28 protein-coding genes are annotated in these 26,086 nt (G+C 44.6%); 15 read left to right on the forward strand and 13 right to left on the reverse strand.

Features of this window, described 5'->3' with window-relative positions; genetic code table 11:
- The first annotated feature begins 27 nt into the window (after nucleotides 1-27).
- The 6 genes from truA to purF all read left to right on the forward strand — a co-directional run bounded on the left by truA (nucleotide 28) and on the right by purF (nucleotide 5,967).
- Entirely contained in the window at nucleotides 28-822 is a 795-nt protein-coding gene (gene truA / locus R7M92_RS18135) for a tRNA pseudouridine(38-40) synthase TruA (RefSeq protein WP_005380566.1), read from the forward strand.
- 197 nt (nucleotides 823-1,019) lie between these two features.
- Nucleotides 1,020-1,946 carry an acetyl-CoA carboxylase, carboxyltransferase subunit beta gene (accD, locus tag R7M92_RS18140; RefSeq protein WP_005380583.1) on the forward strand — a complete coding sequence of 309 codons (927 nt, stop codon included), beginning with the start codon at nucleotides 1,020-1,022 and terminating at the stop codon, nucleotides 1,944-1,946.
- 46 nt (nucleotides 1,947-1,992) lie between these two features.
- Nucleotides 1,993-3,255 (forward strand): bifunctional tetrahydrofolate synthase/dihydrofolate synthase, encoded by a 1,263-nt coding sequence (gene folC / locus R7M92_RS18145; protein ID WP_053349561.1) that lies wholly within the window; start codon nucleotides 1,993-1,995, stop codon nucleotides 3,253-3,255.
- Nucleotides 3,256-3,269: 14 nt separating this feature from the next.
- Nucleotides 3,270-3,863, forward strand: a complete 594-nt coding sequence (locus R7M92_RS18150; protein WP_017820797.1) for an SPOR domain-containing protein — start codon at nucleotides 3,270-3,272, stop codon at nucleotides 3,861-3,863.
- Nucleotides 3,864-3,924: 61 nt separating this feature from the next.
- Nucleotides 3,925-4,416 (forward strand): CvpA family protein, encoded by a 492-nt coding sequence (locus tag R7M92_RS18155; RefSeq protein ID WP_005380590.1) that lies wholly within the window; start codon nucleotides 3,925-3,927, stop codon nucleotides 4,414-4,416.
- Nucleotides 4,417-4,452: 36 nt separating this feature from the next.
- Nucleotides 4,453-5,967: an amidophosphoribosyltransferase gene (gene purF, locus R7M92_RS18160; protein ID WP_005380592.1), complete on the forward strand. Its 1,515-nt coding sequence runs from the start codon at nucleotides 4,453-4,455 to the stop codon at nucleotides 5,965-5,967.
- A 66-nt stretch (nucleotides 5,968-6,033) separates the two neighbouring features.
- Here the strand turns inward: purF and R7M92_RS18165 are convergent, their stop codons facing one another.
- A complete protein-coding gene (locus R7M92_RS18165) occupies nucleotides 6,034-6,909 on the reverse strand; it encodes a LysR family transcriptional regulator (RefSeq protein ID WP_005384959.1) in 876 nt (291 codons plus the stop codon).
- A 289-nt stretch (nucleotides 6,910-7,198) separates the two neighbouring features.
- On the opposite strand from R7M92_RS18165, the gene R7M92_RS18170 reads away from it, so the two are divergent.
- The 7 genes from R7M92_RS18170 (at nucleotide 7,199) to recR (ending at nucleotide 12,944) form a co-directional block, all read left to right on the forward strand.
- Complete coding sequence (locus R7M92_RS18170) at nucleotides 7,199-8,305, forward strand: response regulator (protein ID WP_005380606.1); 1,107 nt, start codon at nucleotides 7,199-7,201, stop codon at nucleotides 8,303-8,305.
- 223 nt (nucleotides 8,306-8,528) lie between these two features.
- Nucleotides 8,529-8,660: a hypothetical protein gene (locus R7M92_RS18175; RefSeq protein WP_005380608.1), complete on the forward strand. Its 132-nt coding sequence runs from the start codon at nucleotides 8,529-8,531 to the stop codon at nucleotides 8,658-8,660.
- A gap of 33 nt (nucleotides 8,661-8,693) precedes the next feature.
- Nucleotides 8,694-9,080: a YbaN family protein gene (locus tag R7M92_RS18180; protein WP_373920817.1), complete on the forward strand. Its 387-nt coding sequence runs from the start codon at nucleotides 8,694-8,696 to the stop codon at nucleotides 9,078-9,080.
- A 162-nt stretch (nucleotides 9,081-9,242) separates the two neighbouring features.
- Nucleotides 9,243-9,788 carry an adenine phosphoribosyltransferase gene (gene apt, locus R7M92_RS18185; protein ID WP_005380615.1) on the forward strand — a complete coding sequence of 182 codons (546 nt, stop codon included), beginning with the start codon at nucleotides 9,243-9,245 and terminating at the stop codon, nucleotides 9,786-9,788.
- An 8-nt stretch (nucleotides 9,789-9,796) separates the two neighbouring features.
- Entirely contained in the window at nucleotides 9,797-11,902 is a 2,106-nt protein-coding gene (dnaX, locus tag R7M92_RS18190; protein ID WP_318133932.1) for a DNA polymerase III subunit gamma/tau, read from the forward strand.
- Nucleotides 11,903-11,984: 82 nt separating this feature from the next.
- Nucleotides 11,985-12,314, forward strand: a complete 330-nt coding sequence (locus tag R7M92_RS18195) for a YbaB/EbfC family nucleoid-associated protein (protein WP_005380618.1) — start codon at nucleotides 11,985-11,987, stop codon at nucleotides 12,312-12,314.
- 30 nt (nucleotides 12,315-12,344) lie between these two features.
- Nucleotides 12,345-12,944 carry a recombination mediator RecR gene (gene recR, locus R7M92_RS18200; RefSeq protein WP_318133934.1) on the forward strand — a complete coding sequence of 200 codons (600 nt, stop codon included), beginning with the start codon at nucleotides 12,345-12,347 and terminating at the stop codon, nucleotides 12,942-12,944.
- A gap of 51 nt (nucleotides 12,945-12,995) precedes the next feature.
- Here recR and aqpZ read toward each other — a convergent pair whose 3' ends face one another.
- From aqpZ to R7M92_RS18215, 3 genes are all read right to left on the reverse strand, one after another.
- Nucleotides 12,996-13,694 carry an aquaporin Z gene (gene aqpZ / locus R7M92_RS18205; RefSeq protein WP_005384951.1) on the reverse strand — a complete coding sequence of 233 codons (699 nt, stop codon included), beginning with the start codon at nucleotides 13,692-13,694 and terminating at the stop codon, nucleotides 12,996-12,998.
- A gap of 229 nt (nucleotides 13,695-13,923) precedes the next feature.
- Nucleotides 13,924-14,172, reverse strand: a complete 249-nt coding sequence (locus R7M92_RS18210) for a YkgJ family cysteine cluster protein (protein WP_065767476.1) — start codon at nucleotides 14,170-14,172, stop codon at nucleotides 13,924-13,926.
- Between the two features lie 138 nt (nucleotides 14,173-14,310).
- Nucleotides 14,311-14,559 (reverse strand): GlsB/YeaQ/YmgE family stress response membrane protein, encoded by a 249-nt coding sequence (locus R7M92_RS18215; protein WP_222712446.1) that lies wholly within the window; start codon nucleotides 14,557-14,559, stop codon nucleotides 14,311-14,313.
- Nucleotides 14,560-14,747: 188 nt separating this feature from the next.
- Here R7M92_RS18215 and R7M92_RS18220 point away from each other — a divergent pair, with 188 nt between their 5' ends.
- A complete protein-coding gene (locus R7M92_RS18220; protein WP_005384948.1) occupies nucleotides 14,748-15,188 on the forward strand; it encodes a YcgN family cysteine cluster protein in 441 nt (146 codons plus the stop codon).
- Nucleotides 15,189-15,379: 191 nt separating this feature from the next.
- A complete protein-coding gene (locus R7M92_RS18225; protein WP_005380681.1) occupies nucleotides 15,380-17,059 on the forward strand; it encodes a mechanosensitive ion channel family protein in 1,680 nt (559 codons plus the stop codon).
- 69 nt (nucleotides 17,060-17,128) lie between these two features.
- Here R7M92_RS18225 and R7M92_RS18230 read toward each other — a convergent pair whose 3' ends face one another.
- The 9 genes from R7M92_RS18230 to R7M92_RS18270 all read right to left on the reverse strand — a co-directional run bounded on the left by R7M92_RS18230 (nucleotide 17,129) and on the right by R7M92_RS18270 (nucleotide 26,078).
- Nucleotides 17,129-17,413, reverse strand: coding sequence for a putative quinol monooxygenase (locus R7M92_RS18230; RefSeq protein WP_005384942.1), 285 nt, complete (start codon nucleotides 17,411-17,413; stop codon nucleotides 17,129-17,131).
- Between the two features lie 17 nt (nucleotides 17,414-17,430).
- On the reverse strand, nucleotides 17,431-17,826 hold the full coding sequence (locus R7M92_RS18235) for a glyoxalase superfamily protein (RefSeq protein ID WP_213960455.1): 396 nt from the start codon (nucleotides 17,824-17,826) through the stop codon (nucleotides 17,431-17,433).
- Nucleotides 17,827-17,966: 140 nt separating this feature from the next.
- Nucleotides 17,967-18,266, reverse strand: a complete 300-nt coding sequence (locus R7M92_RS18240) for a ribbon-helix-helix domain-containing protein (protein WP_213960456.1) — start codon at nucleotides 18,264-18,266, stop codon at nucleotides 17,967-17,969.
- Between the two features lie 136 nt (nucleotides 18,267-18,402).
- Nucleotides 18,403-19,980 (reverse strand): alkaline phosphatase, encoded by a 1,578-nt coding sequence (locus R7M92_RS18245; protein WP_318133939.1) that lies wholly within the window; start codon nucleotides 19,978-19,980, stop codon nucleotides 18,403-18,405.
- Between the two features lie 398 nt (nucleotides 19,981-20,378).
- Entirely contained in the window at nucleotides 20,379-20,738 is a 360-nt protein-coding gene (locus R7M92_RS18250; RefSeq protein WP_005380688.1) for a hypothetical protein, read from the reverse strand.
- Between the two features lie 251 nt (nucleotides 20,739-20,989).
- A complete protein-coding gene (locus R7M92_RS18255) occupies nucleotides 20,990-21,937 on the reverse strand; it encodes a ChaN family lipoprotein (RefSeq protein WP_138939548.1) in 948 nt (315 codons plus the stop codon).
- A 97-nt stretch (nucleotides 21,938-22,034) separates the two neighbouring features.
- Nucleotides 22,035-22,862, reverse strand: coding sequence for a 23S rRNA (guanine(745)-N(1))-methyltransferase (gene rlmA / locus R7M92_RS18260; RefSeq protein WP_005380691.1), 828 nt, complete (start codon nucleotides 22,860-22,862; stop codon nucleotides 22,035-22,037).
- Nucleotides 22,863-22,958: 96 nt separating this feature from the next.
- Nucleotides 22,959-24,995 (reverse strand): methyl-accepting chemotaxis protein, encoded by a 2,037-nt coding sequence (locus R7M92_RS18265; RefSeq protein ID WP_033907353.1) that lies wholly within the window; start codon nucleotides 24,993-24,995, stop codon nucleotides 22,959-22,961.
- Between the two features lie 198 nt (nucleotides 24,996-25,193).
- The gene (locus R7M92_RS18270; RefSeq protein ID WP_318133941.1) at nucleotides 25,194-26,078 is read right to left on the reverse strand and encodes a D-hexose-6-phosphate mutarotase; all 885 of its coding nucleotides are present in this window, start codon (nucleotides 26,076-26,078) and stop codon (nucleotides 25,194-25,196) included.
- Nucleotides 26,079-26,086: the final 8 nt, after the last annotated feature.

Here is a 26,086-nt window from a genome sequence, read left to right on the forward strand (position 1 = left end):
GCCCCATTTTAGAGTTCGAAGGTTAAGATGAGAATCGCATTAGGTATCGAGTACAACGGTACAAACTACTTTGGTTGGCAGCGCCAAAGAGAAGTGAAAAGTGTCCAAGAAGAGCTAGAGAAAGCATTGTCCGTCGTCGCTAATCATCCAGTTGAAGTTCAGTGTGCTGGTCGGACAGACGCAGGCGTGCATGGCACGGGACAAGTTGTGCACTTTGATACCAACGTTACTCGAAAAATGGTAGCTTGGACCATGGGCGCAAACGCGAACATGCCAAGCGATATAGCGGTTCGTTGGGCTAAGGAAGTTTCAGATGATTTCCATGCAAGATTCTCAGCGACAGCTCGCCGTTATCGTTACATTATTTTCAATCATGCTTTACGTCCAGGCATCCTAAACTCGGGGGTTAGTCACTATCATGGTGAGCTCGACGAGAAAAAAATGCATGAAGCAGGGCAGTTCCTACTTGGCGAAAATGATTTTACGTCGTTTCGCGCGGCGCATTGTCAGTCTCGCAGCCCATTTCGAAACTTGATGCATCTGAACGTTACGCGCCATGGGAACTATGTGGTTATTGATATTAAAGCTAATGCGTTCGTGCATCATATGGTTCGTAATATCACGGGTAGCTTGATAAAAGTTGGACGTGGCGAAGAGAGTCCTGAATGGATCAAGTGGTTATTAGAAGCCAAAGATCGCAAACTAGCGGGTGCGACAGCGAAAGCGGAAGGTCTGTACCTGGTAGATGTAGACTACCCAGAAGAGTTTGGGTTACCTGAAGTGCCGATCGGTCCACTGTTTTTACCAGATAATTTGAACTAATTTTACAAACTTATTTCAAAATATCGGTAGTGTTTACATTGAATGTGAACGGAAAACATACGCTATTTACGATATCAAAAATAGGTACAACCAGTTTTTTATCTACAGTAGCTGCAAGATATGGTTTAATCCGTCGGTATTATGTCGAATTTATATCTTTCGCAATGAAGCGGAAGAGTTGAGAGAAAAGGTCTTCCATGAGTTGGCTTGAAAAGATTTTAGAGAAAAGCAATCTAGTAAGTTCACGCAAAGCTTCTATCCCAGAAGGTGTGTGGACTAAATGTACCTCTTGTGAACAGGTTTTATACCATGCTGAACTAGAGCGTAACTTAGAAGTTTGTCCAAAGTGTAACCATCACATGCGTATGAAAGCGCGTCGTCGTTTGGAAACATTTTTAGATGAAGGTAATCGAGTTGAATTAGGTTCTGAACTTGAGCCACAGGATAAACTGAAATTTAAAGATTCTAAACGATACAAAGAGCGTATCTCTGCTGCACAAAAAAATAGCGGTGAGAAAGATGCGCTAGTTGTGATGCAGGGTGAATTGCTTGGTCTGCCGCTTGTGGCGTGTGCGTTTGAATTCTCCTTTATGGGTGGTTCAATGGGTTCAGTCGTTGGTGCTCGCTTTGTGAAAGCAGTGGATGCAGCCATTGAAAATAACTGTGCGCTTGTTTGTTTCTCAGCAAGTGGTGGTGCTCGTATGCAAGAGGCTTTAATGTCTCTTATGCAAATGGCAAAAACCAGTGCTGCGCTTGAGCGTTTATCAGAAAAAGGTCTGCCGTTTATTTCTGTTCTAACTGACCCTACAATGGGTGGTGTATCAGCAAGTTTGGCTATGTTGGGTGATATCAACATCGGTGAACCTAAGGCCCTCATTGGCTTTGCTGGTCGTCGTGTAATCGAGCAAACTGTACGTGAAGATCTTCCTGAAGGTTTCCAGCGTAGTGAGTTCCTACTTGATCACGGTGCTATTGATATGATCGTTGACCGTCGTGAAATGCGTCAGCGTGTGGGTGGTCTTATCGCTAAGATGACTAACCACAAGTCTCCTTTGGTGGTTTCGGTTAACGAATCTCCAAATGAAGAGCCATATTCTGTACCAGAAGCGGACGAAAAAGGGTAAAGTATCAACTAACATAAAAACCAAAGAATTTAATGGTTAAAGTTAGATGACCCAAAACCCAACTCCTCAAGCCACATCTTCATTAGAGATGTGGCTTGATTATTTAGCAAATATTCATTCCTCAGCAATTGATCTAGGCTTAGACCGTGTCCAAGCGGTAGCAAACAAAGCCAATCTTACCAAACCAGCTCCAACCGTAATCACCGTTGCCGGAACCAATGGCAAAGGCTCAACGTGTGCGTTAATGGAAGCCATTTTACTTGATGCTGGCTATTCAGTCGGTGTTTACAGTTCTCCGCACCTGATTCGTTACAACGAGCGTGTACGCATTAATGGCGTCGATGTTGTAGATGCAAAGCACTGTGAAGCATTCGATTATGTAGAAAAGCAGCGTGGTGATATTAGCCTTAGCCTCTTTGAATTCGGTACACTTGCTGCGCTACGTATTTTCCAAGTAGAGAAAGTTGACGTTGTCTTACTTGAAGTAGGACTTGGCGGTCGTCTAGACGCCACTAACGTTGTTGACCATGATGTTTCTGTTATTACGAGCTTAGCGATCGATCATGTGGATTGGCTTGGTGATGACATCAATGTTATTGGCTTTGAAAAAGCGGGCATTTACCGTTCAGGGAAGCCAGCAATTTGTGGTCAACCAACGCCACCAGCGACCGTGGCGGCTCATGCTGACGATATTGGTTCTGAGTTCTTCCAAGTAGGTATTCAGTACGATTACCAACTAACTGATAATGGTTGGAAATGGAGCAGTGGGGCATTTGAGTTAGAGGATTTACCAATCCCATCGCTACCATTACAAAATGCAGCCACTGCACTGATGGCACTAGGGGCTTCGGAATTGCAAATCACTGACATAAATATTGTCAATGGCTTGAATAATGCTCGTTTGGCGGGGCGTATGCAGGTACTGCATCACGAACCTGAAATAGTCCTTGATGTCGCTCATAACCCGCACTCTGCTGAGTATTTGGTAGAGAGAGTGAAGCAACAATATCTGGGTAAGAATATCCATATTGTGGTTGCAATGCTGCATGACAAGGACATTAAAGCAACCATTGAAGCTCTAACTCCAGTTGCAACACAATGGTATCCAGCGTCGCTTACTGGACCGAGAGCGGCGACCGCTGATGAATTGTGCCAATACTTACCTGATGGGCAAGTTCATTTTGAAAACCCTGTTGACGCCTTCGAGAGTGCGAGAAGCCACGCAAAGACAGGAGACGTTATTCTGGTGGTTGGCTCATTCCATACCGTCGGAGAGGTATTGGAACATTGGCAATCAAATAATAAATAAGTAAAGGTATTTTGATGGCAAGTAAATTCCAAAGTCGTTTAGTCGGCACCATCATTCTAGTCGCAGTCGGAGTCATTGTTCTTCCCGATGTGCTAGATGGTAAGAAACTGCACTACAAAGAAGAATTTGCCAGTATTCCTATCAAACCAGAACTTGATAGTGATGTGGAAAACTTCGAAATATTAGAGCCAGTGGAAGACGACATTACGTTACCGGATTCTCCGGTTGAAGCTGTAGTGCAAGAACGTGAGGATGCTCAAGTAGCCGTTTCTGAGCCCGAGCCAGCGCCAACATCTAAACCTGAGGTCATCAAACAACCAGAGCAAGTTGAGGTCGTCACTCGTCCTGTTCAAGAGAAAAATCAATATGAAGATTCAGCTTGGATCATTCAGTTGATGGCACTTAAGAATCACGAAAATGCTGTCGCGCTTGTCGCGGATTTGCAAAAGCGTGGTTATCAAGCTCACACAAAGAAAGAAAACGAGTTTACGAGAGTGATTGTTGGCCCTGATGTGTCAAAAAGTAAACTTGAACGACAAGTTCAAGAATTACAAAAAATTACAGGTTCAAAAGGTCAATTGCTTAAATTTAAGCCATTAAATCCATAAGAAAACGTTTGCGTCAGCATTTTTTCTGTTAAAATGCGCGCCAACTTAAGATGAAGAAAAGATGAATTGGATAGATTTTATCATTTTAGGTGTGATCGGATTTTCAGCTCTGATCAGTTTAGTTCGCGGTTTTGCTAAAGAAGCTTTGTCTTTGGTGATTTGGTTCGGAGCGTTTTTTATCTCCAGTAATTACTATGCCAAATTGGCGGTGTACTTCACCAACATCGAAGATGATATGTTTCGTAACGGAGCGGCGATCGCGGCGTTATTTGTCGCAACCTTGGTAGTTGGTGCAGTGGTGAATTACGTCATTGGTCAACTGGTACAAAAAACAGGGCTATCAGGTACGGACCGAATTCTCGGGATTGTATTTGGTGGTCTACGCGGAGTCTTAATTGTTTCTGCGGTGCTGTTTTTTATGGATGCGTTTACTGCATTCCCAAGCTCGGATTGGTGGAAAGATTCACAGTTGATCCCTGAGTTCAGCCGTATCATCGCCCCATTCTTCGAGCATTTACAAGCAACATCAAGTTTTCTGTCTGGCACTATCTAGTAGTGCCAGCTACTGTCGCAAATCGAGGATTAGGACATGTGTGGTATTGTTGGAATCGTGGGCACAACGCCTGTAAACCAGTCTATTTATGACGCGTTAACGGTGTTACAGCATCGTGGCCAAGATGCCGCTGGTATTTGTACCATAGAAAGCAATCGTTTTCGTCTACGTAAGGCGAACGGTTTAGTCAAGGATGTATTTGAAGCAAGACACATGCAGCGCCTGCAAGGCGAGGTCGGAATTGGTCATGTTCGTTACCCTACAGCAGGCAGTTCAAGCGCTTCAGAAGCTCAACCTTTCTACGTAAACTCTCCTTTCGGTATTACACTTGCCCACAACGGTAACTTGACTAACGCCAACGAAGTTCGTCAGAAGCTGTTTGAAAAAGATCGCCGTCATATCAATACCACTTCAGACTCTGAAGTATTACTAAATGTACTGGCGCACGAAATTGACTCAGTAAAAGGAAATGTCACGACCGAAGACGTATTCCGCGCAGTCACCAATGTTCATCGCACAATTCGCGGTGCTTATGCTGTGACAGCTATGATCATTGGTCATGGTATGATTGCATTTCGTGACCCACACGGTATTCGCCCGCTGTGTTTAGGTAAGCGTGAAGTTAACGGCAGAGCAGAGTACATGGTTGCGTCTGAATCGGTGGCATTGGATGCGGTCGGTTTTGATTTCGTCCGTGATGTTGCACCTGGTGAAGCGATTTACGCAACGTTTGACGGTGAGCTTTACACGAAGCAGTGTGCAGATAATCCTAAGCTGAACCCTTGTATTTTCGAGTTCGTGTACTTTGCTCGTCCAGATTCGTTCATCGATAAAATTTCGGTATACAGCGCTCGCGTTGAAATGGGTAAAAAGCTGGGCGAACGTATTCGTGAAGATTACGCAAACCTTGATATCGATGTTGTCATTCCTATCCCTGAAACGTCTTGCGACATTGCACTGCAAATCGCACAAGCGATCGATATCCCTTATCGCCAGGGTTTCGTGAAAAACCGTTATGTTGGACGTACGTTTATCATGCCTGGCCAACAACAACGTAAGAAATCAGTACGTCGCAAGTTGAATGCTATTCGTTCGGAATTCAAAGGTAAGAATGTGTTGCTGGTGGATGACTCTATTGTTCGAGGTACAACGTCAGAGCAGATTATTGAGATGGCTCGTGATTCTGGTGCCAAGAAAGTGTACATGGTCTCAGCGGCTCCTGAAGTTCGTTTCCCGAACGTATACGGCATTGATATGCCAAGTGCTACAGAGCTTATTGCCCATGGCCGTGACAACGATACAATTTGTAAGCAGATTGGTGCCGATGCGCTTATTTATCAACGCCTAGAAGATTTGGTAGAGGCGGTCGGTCTTGGAAACCAAGATATTACTCAGTTCGATACATCCGTGTTTAACGGCGAATACGTAACGGGTGATATTGACCAACAATACCTAGATTTTTTAGATGGTCTTCGTAACGATGATGCGAAAACACAACTTGAAATCCAACAGGATTTAGCAAACCTAGAGCTTCATAACGAAGGCGCATAGGATGCGCTTTCTTAAGTCGTAAAAAAACCAGAGCTTTGGCTCTGGTTTTTTGTTTTCGCTATCTAATTAGTGAATGTTATAAGCGATCACAAAGTCAATAAAGAGGCGAACTTTCTCTGGCAGGTGGTCTTTGTGGTTGTAAAGCATATAAATGTCGCGCGGGTTTGCACTCCAATCTGGCAGTACGCGTACCAAATCGCCGCTCTCGATGTACTCTTTGATCATGACATCTGGCATTAGTGTGATGCCTAAACCTTCGGAACAAGCACTGCGCACCACATTGAGCGCGTTTGCTTGAAAACGACCACGATCAACATTCACCACAGACTCGCCTTTGCTATTAATCAAGGTCCACTTAATAAGTGGGTACCCTTTTAGCAATGAATGGTTAGAGAGCTCTTCTGCATGGTGTGGCGCAGGATTTGAGGTTAGATAGTCAGGGCTTGCAACGAGAATATCCTTCACTTCGCCAATCTTACGCGCGATGAGGCTAGAGTCGCGTTGCGGTCCCACTCGAAAAATTACATCCCATTCAGTAGGGTCAAGCTTGTCCGCATTATTCTCTGTCGTTAGCTCAATGTTGATGTCCGGGTACTGCTTCATAAAGCTGTTGAACATCGGCATCATCATTCGTTTAGTTAAGTTGTAAGGCGCGGATATCTTAATCTTGCCGGATGCTCCTCGGCAGTCGTCAGTGATTTCCTCTGCTGCGGTTGTTAGCCTTTGTAGTAAAGGAGAGCACTCATGGTAAAAACGTTCCCCTGCTTCAGTGAGCGAAAGTTTGCGAGCATGACGGTTCAATAGTCGAAGATTGACAGAGTCTTCTAGCGCTTGAATGCGTCGGGTGATGGTCGCAACCGGGATCATGGTTTTTCGCGAAGTTGCGGTGTAGCTCCCATTTTCGACAACCAGTCGAAACAGGTTTAAGTCATCTAATTTCATATTTCCAGACACATTAAATTACCGATTACGGTTAATTTATAATTAACTTTGTGATCAAAGCTTGCTTTAAGTCAACATGTTGCATCATTTGAACACAGCAACCCTGTTTGAGTAAATACTGTTATACGCCGTAATATTTGTATTAATGCAGTTTCCGAGCTAAGTTTTATAACAAGGCAAAGCGGCCTCAGGTCTTGCTGTGACACGTTTTGCTGGAAGTAAACACAACAAAAATAATGACTTAATAATAAATCTGTTTTTTTGACTGAGCTTTGTGAGGGATAAAGGTATGTTTAAGACTCACAGTCAAACGGCAATGGTCTCGGCACAGGAAGTGATTAATCAAAAACTAATAATGTTGGTGGACGATGATCCAATATTTCGTAAAGTAACCAATGCCTATTTAGAAAGTCAGGGTTTTAAAGTAGTAGAAGCAGAAAACGGCCTAGAAGCGCTTCAACAACTCAGGGAATGCCAACCCGATCTTATCTTATGTGATTTATCGATGCCGGTCTTAGATGGTATCGAGTTCGTCGAAGAAGTTAGTCTCGAATACCCATATATGCCGCTTATCGTGGTATCAGGCACGGATGAAATGTCCGATGTCGCGAAAGCGTTGCGATTTGGTATTAAAGATTTTCTTCCTAAACCGATAGGTAATTATGAGCACCTATCTCAGGCGATAGAGAATACGCTAGAAGATACCGATAGCCACTTCTCAGAACAACGTGACTTTTCAAGTCAGTGGTTCAGGGTTGATGATGGTGGTGAAATCCCAGATGAACAAGAGCTGTATTGGCATCTGGAATATTTACAACAGAATCCGAGTGCGGCAAGAGATTTACTGCAAGCTCTATTGCCAGAAAAGGATGCTGCTCAGGGAGATTGGCGCTGCTCGTACCGTTTATTGCAATCGACGGATGTGATGCCCTTGGTTTTCGATTATCGTTGGTTAATGAATGGTCAATTTGCGTTTTATCTAGTTGATTCTGCTTCCCAAGCTAATGATGGAGTTGCGACGACATTGCTCGTTAGGGCATTGTTTGACGACTATCTCCGTAACTTGAAAAGTTTCAGTGCTGATCTCAAGGACATGGTAGGGATCATTGAAAAAGGAATTGAGTGTTCGGAGTGTGCGGGTGCAGTCAATGCTGTGTTTGGTGTCGCCGACCTCGCTTCATCCTCGGTCTCTATATTGCCTGCGGGTTTAGATAGCCATTGGTCTGACGGAAATACGAATCAACACATCGCAGCAGGTAACCGTTTAGGGGGAGGAAGTATGAAAAACTTCATCACCCGCGATTTACCGCTTAGTGTTGCAGGACAGTTATCTATCGGGTGTTTAGGTTCTTCAAGTTTTAGTTTAAGTATTACCCGGAAATCCCGACTAGTATAATTATGACTTGCAAACCAATAAGCAGCGTCCTTACGCTGCTTATTATCTTTTTAGAACCACCAAAACAACATACGTTTAGTTTAATAACCTTACTTTTTACTGGTGTTTAGATTTGGCTGTTTAATGTATAGTCAGCGCTTAAAACAATAATGACCCATTTGTGCAACGATAATTTAACGCTGTGCCTTGGGAGAAGCAAAGTCAACTAGTGAGAAGACACATCATGGCAGACAAAGATTTTAAAGAGCCTTATAATATTTTTTACTTTTTAGGTTTTATTGCAGTTCTTTTGATCCCAACACTTCCTGCAACGCTAACCTGGCTTCGTGTAATGAATGGTTACGCAGGCTTTTAATCTAGCTATTTTGTACCGGAGTTCACCATTCGTATTAAGCGTTACTTTTTCAATACTGTTGGTGGACTCTGTATTGTGCTCGGCATAGCCGGCATAGCCCTTCCACTTTTACCCACCACACCTTTTATTTTGCTTGCTAGCGCATGTTTTATGCGTGGTAGCCCCGCATTTCATCAATGGTTACATAACCACAAAACGTTTGGACCCATTCTCGGCAATTGGCATAAGCATCGGGCTGTTACTTCAAAAGTAAAAAAGCGTGGTGCGATTTTTATTGCGCTTAGTTTCATGGTTTCAATCGTTGTTGTCCCCCTCGTTTGGGTAAAAATTGGTCTTTTAGTGATGCTAATCGTTTTACTCAGCTGGTTTATGCGTCTGCCTGTGATTGAGTTGGTTGCTGACCGAGAAGAAAATCACTAAGATTGTAGAGAATAGTGTGCCCGCTCTTCGAGTGGGCGTTTGTATTTTCAGCGCCTGTGACTTTTACGAAAATAAGCACATAGTGGTGAAAACCTATTGTTCGTTGCCCTCGTGATACTGCGATTAGAGAGGGCGATGAGCCAATCTAAGTAAATCGGTATTATGACTACAGAAACAATTTCACTGATCAAATCTAGCATCAAAAGCATCCAAGACTACCCAAAGCCAGGCATTCTATTTCGTGATGTGACGAGCCTTCTTGAAGACGCGAAAGCATACCAAGCGACGATCAACTTACTTGTTGAACGTTACAAAGATATGGGCTTTACCAAGGTTGTGGGTACGGAAGCTCGTGGCTTTCTATTTGGCGCGCCTTTAGCGCTTGAGCTAGGTGTTGGTTTTGTACCAGTGCGTAAACCAGGCAAGCTACCACGCCCTACTGTTGCTCAATCTTATGAGCTTGAATACGGCGTTGATACACTAGAAATCCATACAGATGCCATCGTTGAAGGCGACAAAGTACTGGTTGTCGACGATTTATTGGCAACGGGCGGTACTATTGAAGCGACGACTAAGCTGATTCGCCAACTGGGTGGTGAAGTTGAGCACGCTGCGTTCGTTATCAACCTACCAGAAATCGGTGGCGATAAACGTTTAGAAGCATTAGGTCTAAACGTGTACAGCATCTGCGATTTTGAAGGACATTAATACATTCAATGAGTTATTTAGCTTTAGCGCGAAAATGGCGTCCTAATCAGTTTGACCAAGTTGTCGGACAAAAACATGTCCTGACGGCGTTGGAAAACGCACTGGCGCAAAACCGTTTACACCATGCTTATCTGTTCAGCGGGACTCGTGGTGTGGGTAAAACGAGTATCGGTAGGCTGTTTGCCAAAGGCTTGAACTGCGAAACCGGCATTACCGCGACACCTTGTGGTAAGTGTGATACTTGTCGTGAAATTGATGAAGGTCGCTTTGTCGATCTTCTTGAAATCGACGCAGCATCACGTACTAAAGTTGAAGACACTCGTGAACTGTTAGACAACGTTCAATACAAACCTGCTCGTGGACGTTTTAAAGTGTACCTCATCGATGAGGTGCACATGCTATCGCGTCACTCTTTCAATGCGTTGTTGAAAACCCTGGAAGAGCCGCCAGAGTATGTGAAGTTCTTACTCGCAACAACTGATCCACAAAAGCTGCCTGTCACTATATTGTCGCGTTGTCTTCAGTTTCATCTGAAACCAATCAGCGTTGATGATATTCACCAGCAACTTGATTACATCCTAGGTCAAGAGCAAGTTTCAGCAGAGCCAAAAGCGTTGGGTATGATCTCACATGCTGCAGATGGCAGTATGCGTGATGCTCTCAGCTTGACTGATCAAGCAATTGCTTTAGGTAACGGTGCGGTGCAAACCGATATTGTCAGCCACATGTTGGGGACGATTGATACCGACCAAGCGATTCACTTACTAGAGTCAATCAGCAGCAAGCAACCTCAACAAGCCATGGATAAAATCCAGCAATTAGCAGCAAATGGTGTTGAGTGGGATGGTTTGTTGCAGCAAGTCGCAACACAGTTACACCGAATTGCGATGTATCAAGCGCTGCCAGCGTCGCTAGACCGAGCGCAGCCAGATGCAGAAAAAATCGAGTTGTTGAGTAAAGCACTAAGTCCGCAAGACGTTCAGCTTTACTACCAAATTGCATTGAAAGGTCGTGAAGATTTGACTCTCTCGCCAAATGGGCGAGTCGGTCTGGAAATGATTGTGCTGCGTATGATGGCGTTCCGCCCATCAAGTAACAGTGGGGCAAATGTTGTTTCCAGTAACTGCGAATCAGCTTCAGCCCCAGTTCAAAGTGCCAGTCAATCAAAGACTGCACCAGCTCGAACAGTAGCAGCTCCTCGAGCTCAGCAGCCGAGTCCAGCACAAAGCTCACCACAAGTGGCGCCTCAACCTTCATCCAATTCACAACCTGAATATCACGCGAGTGGATATGAGACGGTTCCGCCACAGTATGATATGGCGCCGCCGATGAGCGAAAACCCTGCACCGCAGCATGAAACGCCACCTCAACAAGTGCAAGAGAGCGTTTCAACACCGGCGCGCGGTGGTCTAAGCGGTTTACGTCACCAATTACGTTCTCAGCGTCAAGGCCTACAACAGAACACTCCTCAAAATAGTGGCTCAAAAAAGCCTAAAGCGGCATCTGCACAACCAGAATCGGTTATCGACCGAGTAGCGCAATTGCATGGCAATTCCGCGCAGGTGTCGCCAAACTCAGCTCCGAAGTCGACGGAGCCACAAGTTGAGGAAGCGTATCGCTGGCGTCCAAGCAAGCCTGTTGAGACAAAAGTAAATACAAAACTGACACCTACGCAGCTCAAGCAGGCACTTGAGCATGAGAAAACGCCTGAAATGGCACAAAAGCTCATCGATGAGTCATTAGAACATAATGAATGGGCGAAGCTCATCAGCTTAATGGAGATCCCTAAGCTGGTAGAGCAACTTGCGCTAAACTCTCATTATAGTAAGGAAGGAACAACCGTTTCGTTACTATTGAGAAGCAGCCAAGCTCATTTGAATACTGATAGAGCTCAAGCCGAATTGCTCAAAGCACTTAATACCGTGTTAGGTGAAGAGTGCCACATGAGCATCGAAATAGGGGAGAGTGGAGAAACACCACTTGAACTGAGAGATAGGCTCTACCAAGAGAAATTACAGCAAGCGCTGAACAGTTTAGAAAACGATCCAAATGTTCAATTTATTGAACGTCGTTTTGCTGCAGAGCTTGATAAAGATAGTGTGCGCCCTATCTAATAATCGAATGGAATGGGGTTGAAAACCCAAAGGTATAACCCCATTAATTGATGCAACACCTCATTAAACCAGAGAGATAAACATGTTTGGTAAAGGCGGTATGGGCAACCTAATGAAGCAAGCCCAGCAAATGCAAGATCGCATGCAAAAGCTTCAAGAAGAAATCGCGAATATGGAAGTAACTGGCGAGTCTGGTGCTGGTCTAGTTAAAGTTACTATCACTGGTAGCCACAGCGTACGTCGTGTTGACATCGATGAAAGTTTGATGGAAGACGACAAAGAAATGCTTGAAGATCTGATCGCTGCGGCGTTCAATGATGCAGCCCGTCGTGTTGAAGAAACTCAAAAAGAGAAAATGGCTTCTGTAACTGGCGGTATGCAACTACCACCAGGTATGAAAATGCCATTCTAATCTGCTGATATTTAATTAAGCGGACTTTTAATGCGTACCAGTCATATGCTGGAACAATTGATGGAGGCCTTACGTTGTCTACCTGGGGTTGGCCCCAAGTCAGCGCAGCGTATGGCCTTTCATTTGTTACAGCGCGATAGAAAAGGCGGTTTGCAGCTTGCAGATGCGCTGAGTCAGGCAATGACAGAAATAGGTCATTGTACTGAGTGTCGAACCTTCACCGAAGAAGAAGTCTGTCACATTTGTACCAACCCAAAACGCCAAGAAAATGGTCAAATTTGTGTGGTAGAAAGCCCGGCAGACATCGCAGCCGTTGAAGCAACAGGCCAATATTCTGGTCGGTATTTTGTTCTTATGGGGCATTTGTCGCCATTAGATGGTATTGGTCCAAGTGATATTGGATTAGATGTCCTTGATGACCGCTTACGTCGCGGTGATATTACCGAAGTGATTTTGGCGACAAACCCAACAGTTGAAGGTGAAGCCACTGCCCACTACATCGCAGAGCTATGTAAAGAGCACCAAGTTGATGCCAGCCGCATCGCGCATGGTGTGCCTGTCGGTGGGGAGCTAGAGCTTGTTGATGGCACGACGTTGTCACATTCGCTATTAGGTCGACACAGAATTTAATAAAAAGCCGCTGAATTCAGCGGCTTTTTTGATTTTGAGAGTTGGGAACGATTAATCGTTCGATTCTTTACCAAGAAGGTTTTTGTAGATAACCGCACCAAGCACGCCACCCACAATAGGAGCAATCCAGAACAGCCATAGCTGAGAAACCGCCCAGTCACCCACATATACTGCGACTGCCGTGCTACGAGCAGGGTTTACTGACGTATTGGTGACAGGAATGCTGATCAGGTGAATGAGAGTCAAACACAGGCCAATTGCGATAGGTGCAAAGCCTTGTGGCGCACGTTTGTCTGTTGCACCCATAATGACAATCAGGAACATCATCGTCATGACAACTTCAGTCACAAGTGCAGCGATCATCGAGTATTGGCCTGGAGAGTGTTCACCATAACCATTGGCGGCAAAGCCAGAACCCACAACATCGAATCCTGCTTGTCCAGATGCAATAACGTAAAGCACGCCACCTGCGATAAGCCCGCCGATAACCTGTGAGATGATGTAGGGAGCAACGTCTTTTGTTTCAAAACGACCGCCTGCCCAAAGGCCAACTGTCACTGCAGGGTTCAAGTGACAACCTGAAATATGACCGATAGCAAATGCCATCGTCAGAACGGTTAAACCGAATGCCAAAGAAACGCCCAACAGACCAATACCCACTTCAGGGAAACCCGCAGCCAACACCGCGCTACCACAGCCGCCTAACACTAGCCAGAACGTGCCAAAAGCCTCAGCCAAATACTTATTCATGTTCTTTCCTGATCTTTAATTAAATGACCCGCTGAACATAGTCGAGAATTGTCAATAAATTGTGAGGGAGATCGCGCGAAAACCGCAAATGGAACGCTATGTGGCAAGAGTTCTCAAGGGTGAGATAAAAAGCAGAGGGGGAAAGTGCTAAATCTTGAGTTTGCTTTGATTACTGCCTCGGAGAGAAACAACCGAGGTACTAACTTTAAACGTGTGGTCTAGAGTCGCATTACGTCAATTGTTCTAATTCAGTGATGTTGTCGAGTGCTTCTTGATTGGTCTTGCCGCATACAATCGGACACGGTTTAAAATCGTGACAGACTTTAGGGCGTTCAGGCTTACCAAATAGCTTGCACAAATTGTCGTCGTTGAGTTGCACACAACGAACACCTGCAGGTTTGCCCTTGGGCATTCCAGGTATTGGTGAAGAGATACTTGGCGCAATACAGCACGCTCCACATCCTAATCGACAATCCATAATGTAAACCTCTTAAAAAATTAAGGGGGCAATTATGGTCATTTTGACGTGGATTGGAAGAGTGAAGAAAGAAAAAAACAAAAGGGCGCGCTTAACATTACGCTCCCTTTTTGGTTTTTTGCTTTTAAATCATCGTGATTATTTTAAGAAACGGTTATAAACAAACAACAGAATAAATGCGCCTAGTGTTGCGGTAATGATACTACCAATGTTGACGCCAGTTGCTCCGCCGAAACCGAGAATGTCGCCAAGGAAGCCACCTACAAATGCCCCTGCAATACCAAGTAACATTGTTGCAATCCAACCGCCCCCATCTTTTCCTGGCATGAGCCATTTAGCAAGTGCGCCGGCGATTAAGCCCAAAATAATCCAAGAAATAATACCCATGAAAACTCCTTAATGCCTTCTTGATCAATTGAGTAATGGAAACTTGTTTAAGGATAGAACAGTAAAACGAAAGTAGTTGAATATCTCCACCGTTATGTGGGAAGGATGCAAGATCTTCTCAAAACTTGAACTTTTGCGTTGAGAAGAGTATAAATCGCCCCCTAAATTCCCTTGGTGAGACCTGAAGTATGAGCACTCCATTTTGGCAAAGTAAATCGTTAGAGCAGATGACAGAAGAGGAATGGGAATCTCTCTGTGATGGTTGTGGCAAATGTTGTTTGCATAAGCTGATGGATGAAGATACCGATGAAATCTACTATACCAATGTGGCTTGTAGCTGGCTGAACAGTAAAACGTGTTCATGTAAGGATTACCCAAACCGTTTCACTTCGGGTGAAGAGTGCACCAAGCTGACCCGAGAAGACATCGACGATTTTACTTGGCTGCCACACACGTGCGCTTACCGTCTGTTGGCTGAAAAGCAGCCTTTACCAGAATGGCATCCGTTGATTACAGGCTCTAAGTCCGCAATGCATGCGGCAGGGGAAAGTGTCCGTAACAAAGTTGTTTACGAGATTGATGTGGTGGATTGGGAAGACCATATTTTAAATCATCCCAACCGTCCTTAGTCGAATACAAACAAGCCTTTCATTGATTAAATGAAAGGCTTGTTTGCTATTGGGGCTCCCAACTTTGACGTCTCGCTAACGAAATGCTGCTCAGTTTATTATTTAGTGTTGTAAACTTAGGAGTATGATTTCAACGCTTTACACTTCTATTCCTGATTGTTTTGATCAGGATTGTTCCCTATGAGGTAAACATGACGTTTCATTTCCCCCAGAAACTGCGCCTGACATCTTGGGTGACATTATTCGCACTTGCCGTCATTATGTTCTCCCCAATGGCTGTTCATGCGACTGCTACTGACGATATCCAAGAGCCTTCTGCTGCCGAAATCTCGATTGACAACTTGAACCGAGAGATTGTGGATTTATCCCAAAGCCTCTCGCAAGCGAGTGGCGACGAGCGTGATGCCCTTCAACTGCAACTATTCCAAAAGAATGAAGAATTAAGAAGCCAGTTAGCGTCAGCGATTGAACGTGAAACTATCTCTCGCGACAAGCTGATCTTGCTAGTTAAAAAACAAGAACAATACTCTGAGGACGCGACGAACTATCTATCGGAAAAAATAAAGAAAGTCGTCGAGGATTTAAATAAGGCTAAGGATGAAGAGAAGCTTGCTCTTGTTAATGATTATCGAGAGCTACAGCGTTATCTTGATGTTAGCTTCGATTCGAGCTGGCAAAATCTCGCTTGGTTGAAGGAGCTAGGGGCCCAAAACGAGCGCGCAGAAGCGGAACTAAAAGATAAAATTGATAAACGTATGCGCTTACTGTCTGCTTCTATTGAGTACTTGAGTCAGCAAAGTGAGATCATTGGCTCCCAACTTTCGTCTAGCCCAGAGTCGGAAAAAGCGTCGTTGCAACTTAGTCAGCTCATTACTAAACAAAGGCTAAATATTGCGACAGAAAGCTTACGCAACCTGATTTCAATTGGTGATAAAGTCGGTTTAGAAACGTCTGAATACAAACGCCAAATTTTTGAAGTGACGGGTAATATCACCCATGATTTACTGAATACCAAAGTTGTGTGGTCAATACTGAGTCACTGGTCCAACTCGGCACTGGATTGGTTTGCCGAGAATGCACCGCAGCATATCTTCCAGTTGTTTGTTTTTGCGCTGATTTTATTGATCGCTCGCGGACTGGCTAAGTTAACTCGCAAAGTCGTCCGTAAAGCAGTTGCATCGAAAAACTTAAAACTTTCCCACTTGATGCAGGACTTCTTTATCTCGATGTCCGGCAAATTCGTGTGGGTGATCGGTATCATGGTGGGCTTATCTCAGCTTGGTTTGAACCTAGCGCCAATCCTAACCGGTTTTGGTATTGCTGGTGTGATTATTGGTTTCGCGTTGCAAGACACGTTATCCAACTTCGCGGCGGGTATGATGCTGCTTATTTATCGCCCATTTGATGTTGGTGATTTTGTGTATGCTGGCGGTGTGGATGGCAAGGTAAGCCATATGAGTTTGGTGAACACCACAATCCGTACGTTTGATAACCAAATTATTATTGTGCCTAACAGCAAAATCTGGGGAGATGTTATTAAGAACGTCACGCATGAACGCATTCGCCGCGTGGATATGGTGTTTGGCATTGGCTATGCGGATGACCTCTTAAAAGCGGAGTCAGTATTGTCTGATATCATTACCTCTCACCCTTCGGTACTTCGCACTCCAGAGCCAATGATCAAAGTTCATACATTAAATACGTCTTCTGTAGATTTTATTGTGCGTCCTTGGGTAAAAACGGATGATTACTGGGATGTATACTGGGATGTGACAAAAGAGGTGAAACTACGCTTCGACCGAGAAGGTATTTCGATTCCTTTCCCACAACAAGATGTGCATTTGCATATGGTGGAGAAGCAAGACGCTTAATCACAGGTCCCAACTAGTGAAAGGCACTCTAGATAGAGTGCCTTTTTTGATCTTCGGTTAGCGCTATAGTTACAGTTCGTTAAAGAACACCAGTTTCGGCTCGCATTCTAACAAGTTGTCGATCTGGCTAATCAAAAGAGCAAAGTGTTCTGTTTTACCATGAAGCTCAAATGCTTGTTGGTTTTTAAATTGCTCCTGAAAAACGAAGTGGCATGTATTGTCTTTATCTTGGAACAATTGATAACGAACGCAACCTTCTTCATTGCGAGTAGGTTCAAGCGCTCGGGTAAGTACCTCTTTCAACTCTTGTTCTTTTCCCGGTTGTGCATGAAAGGTAGCCGTCAAGTGAATCATAATGTTTACTCTTTTTGTTATAGGTAACGCCCTTGGCGTTGCAGGAACTCAATTTTGTAACCATCAGGGTCGGTTACAAAAAAGAACGTTGCTAAATGCTTTTGTTGATGGTCAAAGGCTTTGATGTCACCAGTTTCAATGCCGAGAGATTTAATGCGTTTGTGGGCTTGTTCAATGTCCTCCACGCTGACGGCAAGGTGGCCGTAACCTGAGCCGTGAGTGTAGGGCTCACTTTGGTCGTGATTGTGCGTCAGTTCCAATTCAAAGCCAGCTTCTTGGTTGGCTAGATAGGTTAGAGAAAAGCCATCAAAGATGTATTGATCAGCGACTTCTAGTTCAAGTACGTCACAGTAAAATTGTAGAGAGCGGTCCAGATCACTTACTCGGATCATGGTGTGAATCATTTTTGTCATAGGTACTCCTTGATAGTCCGCATAGGTTAGCGATTTCAAAAGGAGTCTGGGTAGTACTCTAGTACGACAAATTAGAAGATGCTCAAGGGTTTATAATACGGATGCATAGCCTAGGATGGTTATTGCTCGGTTGGTTGCTATTAACTGTTAAGTTGCGCAAGTGCTTGGCGAGTGGTCTCTTGAGGTTGGCGGGCGTAAGTGAGGCAAGCGCATCGAAGTAAGGAGGCAAAGTTGCTCACTTCACCATTGTATTCGAGTGCTTCTTGATAAACAGTGCTTATGAATTTAGGAACCGTCATGTTTTGAGCACTAGCGATTTCCTCAAGAATTGTCCAAAAGCTCGCTTCAAGTTTTACACTGGTCGCGTGACCATCAATACGGATAGAGCGGGTGATGAACTGATAGTTGTCTTGGGGTTGCTTAGCAAAGATTTCGCACATTTTCTTTATTCATATAATTAAAGACCCATAATTATTGTGGTGTACGATTTAAAACGTCAACTGTTTTCATGCATAAAAAAACGCTCCCTTGCGAGAGCGTTGAAACATCACGAGTTGTGAAGTAAGTGCAAGTTGATTATTTAATTTGTTGCTTCAAGTACTCGCCTAGTTGCGAGTGGTGCATGATTTTTGATACTGGAAGGATAGTTTCTGCAGGTCCCCAAGCAAATACGTTGACAGGAGTATGCGTATGAGTACCCGTCCCCCATACTGTGTTTTGCTTTGTTGCATGCTCACGCGCTAGCAAGTTGCCACGGTCGTTGTAAGGAAAGAAAGCATCAAAGTCATTGATTGCCGGTACGTTCTCTTCGCTTAAGTATTTGTGTCCAGCAAGTCGGTATGGATTTGGTTTACTTGCTAATACGCGTTCTGCTTGCTCAGGCGTAATCGAAAAATCGCTATTTGCGTTCACGACTTCCGCAAACTTCTCTGGAGTTTGCTCTTTCTTATCAAGCGCTTGGAATTCACTGATCATGCCGTAGTAACTTTTCTTTTGATTGTATAAACCATCGAGGATCTCGAACTGACCAAAGTTGAAGTTTGGCGCGTAATCCTGATTTTTGAATGCTTCGCCGTCGCGTTTTTGTGGTTTAGGCAAGTTTGCTGATGAGTAGCTAAAGCCAAAAGAGCCGGTTTCGTGGTCAGCAGTAACAATGATCAGGGTGTCATCACGGCCTTTTGCCCACTCATAAACTGAGTTTACCGCTTCATCGAATTTAAGCATTTCATGCAGCATCGTACCTGCATCGTTACTGTGGCCAGCCCAGTCAATTTGGCCTCCTTCAACCATCAAGAAAAAACCGTCTTTGTCTTTTGAAAGAATGTCGATTGCTTTGGTGGTCATTTCTTTCAGCGATGGCTGCGTGCGTTTTGGATCGTTTTTGCTTTGACTGTAGGCAATACCATCGTTCATGCCCGAGTAAGCAAAAAGTCCAAGTAATTTGTCACCTTTAGCTTGCGCGAGCATATCGCGGCTGAAAGCCAGGTTGTAACCTTGGTCTTGCGCCTCAGTAAGCAAGTTGCGTTCGTCTTTGCGTTTCGATTTTAGGTAGACATTTCCTTCAGTGAGCTTTTCAAGCTGCTCGTATGTCTCTCCTTTGTCGTTTGTCGACTTTGGAATCCAATGACGAAGTCCACCAGACATCATCACGTCTACGCCTGTTTCGAGCATATCCGCCGCAATACTGTTTTCTAGGGAGCGATGTGGTTGATGAGCGGCAAATGCTGCTGGCGTTGCGTGGGTCATACGCGTATCAGAGACGAGCCCAGTTGCCTTACCTTTACTTTTGGCTTTTTCCAAAATAGTTTCGACATGGTTGCCTTGGCTATCAATGCCAATGACTTCAGAAGCGGTAGGGATTCCTGTCGCTAGCATCGTAGCTGAGCACGCAGAGTCGACGACAATTGCGTCTTCTGGATTGGTTAGTGATGATCCAATCACACCTTCTTGAGCGAGTTTGTATAACGCTGTGCTTTCGCCTTTGTAAACCGAGTTAGGTGCGTGTTTTGCGTAGGTCTCGAGTAAACCAACTTGTTGAGGACCCATGCCGTCGCCGATCATCAAAATGACGTTTTTGATTTCAGCTGAGAGTGCGTTGAAAGAGAGGGTAGATGCAGCCACTGCCGTAACGATTGGAGATACTAAGCGCTTCATTATATTTTCCTTGTTTATTGAAAGCGCAGGCATTAAAGCAATGATTTATGAAAGTTTTGTGTCGGTAATAAAAGTTTAACCAAATTGTCGTTTTTGTTTGGTTTTGCAGAAAAAATGAGTCGCTCTCTAACGTTCGTTAGTTTGGAAAGAAGAAAGCCCACAAACGTGGGCTTGGATTACGCTTAGGAGTTGAAAGCATGGACTAAAGTTATCCATTCAGTGCCTTCACAAGAAACCTAGTTTAGGGAGCAATAAACGAGCATGTATTATCGGGCCACAAGAGCGGTCGAATTCACTTACGTTTGCATCATATCGTTCTTTGGCTTATTAAATTATGGGCTGCAGTAAGTGTTTGGTTCAAATAGGATTTGTTGTCGTGACGATTATCAGACTGGTTATCAGACTAATGCCAGTATGATGCCACCAACGGTAAGTGCCGCAGAAAGGTATTGACCCGCAGAATATGAGCCATCCTCTTCTTTCTCGATTTTATCGGGGTGATCCATGCCAAGCGCACCATGCGTGAAAGATTCGACCTTTTCACCAACAGATTTATCTTCTGCTTCTATTTTCTTGCTGTCGTGCTCGATTTGTTGCAGAGCGGCAAGTAGCGCTTTGCCTTCGGTCGAAAGCGTCACCTTATTGTGTTCGACTTTCAGCGGCGAAGCACTAGTTTCTTCTTGTGCAATACTTGCTTGTTTAGAGGCGACAGATTGTTTGGCATAGCTATTAACAGAAGTGCTTCCTACTGGATTCATCGAATACTCCTTGGAACATCGACACTCGGTCACTGAGTGCGGGTAAAAAGCAGTTATATTTTTATCGGCGGCAAAGTTTATTTCTGAAGCTATTTGGATAAAAACAGGTCTGCTTTTGCCGCTTCTAGTTTCTATTGGTGATCATTAGCAAAAAATAGACCAGCAGGAAGCAGACCCTTGTCACTCGATGAACTCGGAGCGGTGTGATGATGCAACGCAACGACAAGGTAGTAACTTAAATTGAAGACCAGCTACTTACATTGAAGATCGTTATTGCGTTTAGTTAGATGTTGATATGCCGCCATGCGGTGAGCATCTTGTACATACCGTACTGGTGGTGCGAGAACCTCTAACTGATAGTCAGTATTATCGGAAAGCACGTTATCTGTTGGGCTAATTACAACCACTTTTAAGCTCGGGTTGCGGCTTAAGATTGATGCTGCCGTACCCAACCCTTGCTCGGTGTGAAACTTGCCTGCAACATGGACAACCTGAGCGCCTGGGTTGTCGTCTAGGTAGCTAACGATAGATTCCGCCATAGTTTCATCCCAAGTAACTTGAGCTGCAAACTGTTTTTCCGTCTGCTCTGGCTTACCGTGATGCATGGATGCCATGAACTTTTCTTTGTACGGACTACTACCAGTGTTGATGGCTTGTGCAATGAACATCCGCTGATCATCATCGAGCTTGTTAATGTAATCTAGCCCTTGTCGACCAATGCATCGAACAATGCTCTTTGGTGCATTTGCTGCAATGACCGGGAGATTTTTCTGCTTAGCAAACTCCACGAGAGGGCGATAGTCGCTTTGATAATTGGGCCAAGCGTTGGCTTGTTTCATTAAGTACTGTTCGCCGATCTCCCCACGTAGGTAAGCGTCAACAACAGGTTGTTTGTCACGGGTAAATTGTTCCATAGATAACGCGAGTGAGCGGTCGTAGGACGTAAGTTGTTTGAGCATATCGGTTTGAAAGCGATGAATGCCGGCGTGTGTGTGCCATTCACCAATAAGAATGACATCTGCTTGTTGCAGCTCAATTGGCAGTTTGCTTAGAGCGATGTGCTCGCCAGAAGGGGTGTATAGTTGGTAGTCGTAAAAACTAGTGACTTCCGCTGAGGTTGCGTGAGAGTTGGTGTGCGTATATGAAGAGCAACCAGTAAGTAAGCCTGCAAAGAGCAAGCTCAAAGTAGAAAAGCGCATTGAAAAGCCTCCAAAAATGTCCGGATGATATTAATGGAGGCTGAGCAATGAATCAATATAAATGATAACTATTTGCGTTTGTTGTTTTTTTGACGTATTAATTGAGTGTTTTTTTGCGATATACACGCAACATAAAATCAGCCTCACATTGGAAAAGTGTAGCGGATTTCAACTCTTCACGAAGAGCATCGGTTGCTTTCCATGCGAATGGCGTCATTTGCAATAAATCGATTGCGGCTCCGTTTTTCAAGTCCATAACATAGTTAAGATGCTGCTGGTGCTCTAATTCAAACCCTTCAATATGTTCTGGTTCTTCATTGTGAAGACGAACTTCTTGATAAATGCGCTCACGCAGTTGGTATAAGTGGCGGCTAGCAGGAGTAACCGTGACAACAACGCCGTCGTTTTTTACAACGCGCTGCAGCTCCTCAGCTTTACACGGGGCATAAATGCGCAAAATGGCATCTAAGGATTCATTTGCGAAGGGAAGTCGGTGACTAGAAGCCACACTAAAGTTGCAGTGCGTGTAACGCTTCGCCGCGTAACGAATGGCAACTTTGGAAATGTCTAAGCCATAAATCGTGGCATGGTTCGCTTGTGTTTCTATCGTCTTTTGTACTTGATCTGTGTAGTAACCTTCACCACAACCAATATCTAATAATTGATGGGTGCTCCCCTCAGTGTATGTTGCACACAGCTGCGCCACTTCTTGGCGCATTGGGTTGTAGTAATCTCCTTCGAGGAATCGACGACGAGCTTGCATCATCTCTTTGTTGTCACCAGGATCTTTAGAACGTTTGTGGTGCGCTGGCATCAAGTTAACGTAGCCTTCTTTTGCTAAGTCAAACTGATGATTGTTTTCGCACTTAAACGTTTTTTCATTTAACGCTAGAGCTTGGTGGCATAGAGGGCATTGATAGTTCATGACGATCTCGAACAGAAAGTAGGGCGGCAAATTCTATCAAAAAGCGTGGTATCAAGTGAAACAAAAAGAGCCGACTGGGTCGGCTCTTATTAAGTATTAGTGGAAGAAGTCGACTTGCTCTTTCAAGTTTCGTGCTTGTTGTTGAAGTTCAATGGCACTTTGCGAGGTTTTTGCGCTCGTGTTGCGGCTTTCTCGGTTAAGTTCACTGATAGAATGGGCATTTGCTGCAATTTCTTGTGAAACTTGAGCTTGTTCTTCTGAAGTCGCTGCAATGGCGTCGGCTTGAGAGGCTATCGACTGCACTTGTACTGCGATGGCTTCTAATGCTGTGCCCGCGTCTTGTGCTTTGTCCAAGACCTGGTTTGCACTGCGTTGGCTGTCTGTCATCATATTAACTGCATTATGAGTCGACCCTTTTAGTTTCTCGATAATTTCCACGACATCCTGAACTGAGCTTTGGGTTCGGTGCGCAAGTGTGCGCACTTCATCTGCTACAACTGCGAAGCCACGGCCTTGTTCACCTGCTCGTGCTGCTTCAATGGCGGCATTCAAGGCAAGTAAATTGGTTTGCTCAGCAATTTCATCAATCATTTTAGTGACGGTTTGAATACTCTCGCTATCGCGATTTACTTGCTCGATAGCCGTTGCTGATTGATCCAATTGATCGTTAAGTTGAGCAACGTCGATACATACGCCTTCAACAATCGCGAGACCAGACTGGCTATCGGTATTTGCTGAGCGTACGTTTTCCGCAATGCTTTCGACTTGTTGTGCGACAGATTGAGCGGAAGAGGCCATTTCTTCAATCGCTGTCACAACTTGCTCGACTTCTTGTTGTTGTCGGTCGGCTTGGGTCAAATTGCTATGTGCATCGTTGGCAACGCTGGTGGAGTTGCTCTCCACTAAGTCGCTTGTTGAACGGATCTTACCGACAAGTTCATTGAGCTGACTTGCCATACTGGCGACACCCGAGCTCAGGTTCGTAATTTCATTCTTTGATGCTTTACGAGACGCTGGGATGCTCAAGCTGACTTCGCCGCCGGCTAAGCGAGTCATGTATGAGTTTAGAGTCGTGAGAGGTTGTAAGCTGTGATTCAAGAAAAGTGTCAGTACAACAAAAGTAATGATTGCCGCTACCGAAGAAATGATGGCAATGAGTGTGAGAAGCGTGTCGCTACCTTTTGTAACTTCTTTGATAAACGTACCGCCTAGCAGTTTCCAGTTCCAACCTGGAACCTCTGTGTAGACAAGATACTTTTCGCCTACGTTACCTTGGTACTCGAAAGGGTAGCGAATTAATCCACTAGATTGTTCGAAAATCTGGCCAAAAGGCTTGTGACCATTGTAGTCGGCGACTTCTAGTATTGACGAATCTGAGCCGCTTTTTGCTGGATGAAGTAGGTATTTACCAAGATTGTTTTCGTCGTTATCAACGATAATGGTGTAACCAGTGTCGCCCCATTTTATCTCTTCGAGTGCATCGAATAAGGTTTGTGTCGCTTGGTCTACTGGTAAGCCAATAAACGATAGGCCTGCTACCTTTCCTGTCGCATCTTTGATTGGGGCATAGTAGGTAATGTAGCGCTCGCCATACAATTTAATTTGAGCGTAATACGGTTGTCCTGCTTTAAGTTGCTGATAACCAGGATGGTTGATGCCTAGCGTGGTTCCGACCGCTCGCTGACCTTGTGGATCTTTTAGGGAGGTGGACACCCGAATAAAGTCGTCACCCAATGGTGCGAATAGCGTTGCTATAGCGCCGGTATCACGTGTGAAACTGTCGACCAACTTGGTGTCATTAATTAAGCTTTCACTGTATTGAGTGATGTTTGGTACTTCATGTCCCATGAAGTCAACCGTGTAATTTTCGACATAGACACCGGCAAGGTAGCCATTGCGAAAAGTAGATTCGAGGACTTTAGCGGTGTGCAGGTAAGCATCGAATTGGCCAGCAATGGTTTTTGCCATTGATTCTACTTTAGATTGGTGTTCTTTCAGTGTGCTTTCCAATAGAACATCGGAAGCGTTGCGGTAAACAAGCGCTGCAATACTGCTGAAAGCAATGAATAGACACAAAGTGATCACCAGTTTCAACTGGAATCCGACACTTTGATTTCGGTATCTCTCTAACATAGACTAATTCCTGATATTTTTATTATTTATGAGTTTTGTATCGGTATGCTATCGGTTTATATGATCAATTTTTTTGATATTTATTAATGAAACCGTCAAAAGTGACCAGTAACCAATAAGTTAGTAAAGATAGGACCATCTAAGCAGAGTTTTTATTACAAAAAAAGCCGGGTATCCCCGGCCTTTATATGGTGATTCTTACTGCGCTGAAATGACAGTGACAAGTTCATGTGTCTCACCTGGTTGGAGGGTTTGACCTTGCTCAATACTTGGTGCATGAACAGCAGACTCCACACACAACATGGTTTGATAACCATCGTCAGCCATGTCACCCATGCTTTGCGCACCTTCTGCCCAAGGGTTCCATAATACTGCTGAGTTGTGGCCTTGGTTGTGTACGCTTAGCGTACGATCCAATACCGGGTCTTTTACCAAAATTTTCGCTTCTGGTTGCGTGTAAACGCGATCAATGGTGTCAGTTAGTTGTAGAACATTACCACCTTGGCATACCGCATCAGCTTTCAAGCTATCAATGTACTCGGCACCCATGCCTGTCGTTTGTGCTTGCTTAATGTCTCCAACGTTTAGGTAAGTATGTAATGCGCCAGAGAAGGTCCAAGCCTCGTCATCAATGTTCATGACTTTGAGCGTCACTTTTACCTCATCGCCCACTTCAATCACCAAACGAGCGTCAAACATATGGGGCCAAATATCGTGGATTTCTTCTGTCGGGAACAGAGCAAGTTCAACAATCACACCGTTATGGTTCTCACGATGTTCAACCAACTCCCATTCTGCGGTGCGGGCAAAGCCGTGAGCTGGAGCAGCAATACGCCCAAACCAAGGCCAACAAACCGGAATGCCACCGCGAAGAGCAGCTTTACCATCGAAGACAGCTTTTTCGCTCATCCAGATCAGATCTTCTTGACCTTTAGGCGTGAACGACACGACATGACCACCGTGTAGCGAGATGCCTGCCGTTGCTTTGTCATGAATCACGCGGACGATTTTTATCTGATCAACTTCAACGATAGTGACGTTATCAGATAGCACCGTTAGGGCTGGGAGAGTTTTTAAATCCATGTGTAGTT

Origin of the sequence: Vibrio sp. Vb2880 (assembly GCF_033337975.1) — a bacterium.
In the GTDB taxonomy this organism is placed as follows: Bacteria; Pseudomonadota; Gammaproteobacteria; order Enterobacterales; family Vibrionaceae; genus Vibrio; species Vibrio alginolyticus.

Excerpts from the sequence above, each read along its gene's own strand:
- truA (WP_005380566.1), top strand. The coding sequence starts at position 28 with ATGAGAATCGCATTAGGTATCGAGTACAACGGTACAAACTACTTTGGT.
- accD (WP_005380583.1), top strand. The coding sequence starts at position 1,020 with ATGAGTTGGCTTGAAAAGATTTTAGAGAAAAGCAATCTAGTAAGTTCA.
- folC (WP_053349561.1), top strand. The coding sequence starts at position 1,993 with ATGACCCAAAACCCAACTCCTCAAGCCACATCTTCATTAGAGATGTGG.
- R7M92_RS18150 (WP_017820797.1), top strand. The coding sequence starts at position 3,270 with ATGGCAAGTAAATTCCAAAGTCGTTTAGTCGGCACCATCATTCTAGTC.
- R7M92_RS18155 (WP_005380590.1), top strand. The coding sequence starts at position 3,925 with ATGAATTGGATAGATTTTATCATTTTAGGTGTGATCGGATTTTCAGCT.
- purF (WP_005380592.1), top strand. The coding sequence starts at position 4,453 with ATGTGTGGTATTGTTGGAATCGTGGGCACAACGCCTGTAAACCAGTCT.
- R7M92_RS18165 (WP_005384959.1), bottom strand. The coding sequence starts at position 6,909 with ATGAAATTAGATGACTTAAACCTGTTTCGACTGGTTGTCGAAAATGGG.
- R7M92_RS18170 (WP_005380606.1), top strand. The coding sequence starts at position 7,199 with ATGTTTAAGACTCACAGTCAAACGGCAATGGTCTCGGCACAGGAAGTG.
- R7M92_RS18175 (WP_005380608.1), top strand. The coding sequence starts at position 8,529 with ATGGCAGACAAAGATTTTAAAGAGCCTTATAATATTTTTTACTTTTTA.
- apt (WP_005380615.1), top strand. The coding sequence starts at position 9,243 with ATGACTACAGAAACAATTTCACTGATCAAATCTAGCATCAAAAGCATC.
- dnaX (WP_318133932.1), top strand. The coding sequence starts at position 9,797 with ATGAGTTATTTAGCTTTAGCGCGAAAATGGCGTCCTAATCAGTTTGAC.
- R7M92_RS18195 (WP_005380618.1), top strand. The coding sequence starts at position 11,985 with ATGTTTGGTAAAGGCGGTATGGGCAACCTAATGAAGCAAGCCCAGCAA.
- recR (WP_318133934.1), top strand. The coding sequence starts at position 12,345 with ATGCGTACCAGTCATATGCTGGAACAATTGATGGAGGCCTTACGTTGT.
- aqpZ (WP_005384951.1), bottom strand. The coding sequence starts at position 13,694 with ATGAATAAGTATTTGGCTGAGGCTTTTGGCACGTTCTGGCTAGTGTTA.
- R7M92_RS18210 (WP_065767476.1), bottom strand. The coding sequence starts at position 14,172 with ATGGATTGTCGATTAGGATGTGGAGCGTGCTGTATTGCGCCAAGTATC.
- R7M92_RS18215 (WP_222712446.1), bottom strand. The coding sequence starts at position 14,559 with ATGGGTATTATTTCTTGGATTATTTTGGGCTTAATCGCCGGCGCACTT.
- R7M92_RS18220 (WP_005384948.1), top strand. The coding sequence starts at position 14,748 with ATGAGCACTCCATTTTGGCAAAGTAAATCGTTAGAGCAGATGACAGAA.
- R7M92_RS18225 (WP_005380681.1), top strand. The coding sequence starts at position 15,380 with ATGACGTTTCATTTCCCCCAGAAACTGCGCCTGACATCTTGGGTGACA.
- R7M92_RS18230 (WP_005384942.1), bottom strand. The coding sequence starts at position 17,413 with ATGATTCACTTGACGGCTACCTTTCATGCACAACCGGGAAAAGAACAA.
- R7M92_RS18235 (WP_213960455.1), bottom strand. The coding sequence starts at position 17,826 with ATGACAAAAATGATTCACACCATGATCCGAGTAAGTGATCTGGACCGC.
- R7M92_RS18240 (WP_213960456.1), bottom strand. The coding sequence starts at position 18,266 with ATGTGCGAAATCTTTGCTAAGCAACCCCAAGACAACTATCAGTTCATC.
- R7M92_RS18245 (WP_318133939.1), bottom strand. The coding sequence starts at position 19,980 with ATGAAGCGCTTAGTATCTCCAATCGTTACGGCAGTGGCTGCATCTACC.
- R7M92_RS18250 (WP_005380688.1), bottom strand. The coding sequence starts at position 20,738 with ATGAATCCAGTAGGAAGCACTTCTGTTAATAGCTATGCCAAACAATCT.
- R7M92_RS18255 (WP_138939548.1), bottom strand. The coding sequence starts at position 21,937 with ATGCGCTTTTCTACTTTGAGCTTGCTCTTTGCAGGCTTACTTACTGGT.
- rlmA (WP_005380691.1), bottom strand. The coding sequence starts at position 22,862 with ATGAACTATCAATGCCCTCTATGCCACCAAGCTCTAGCGTTAAATGAA.
- R7M92_RS18265 (WP_033907353.1), bottom strand. The coding sequence starts at position 24,995 with ATGTTAGAGAGATACCGAAATCAAAGTGTCGGATTCCAGTTGAAACTG.
- R7M92_RS18270 (WP_318133941.1), bottom strand. The coding sequence starts at position 26,078 with ATGGATTTAAAAACTCTCCCAGCCCTAACGGTGCTATCTGATAACGTC.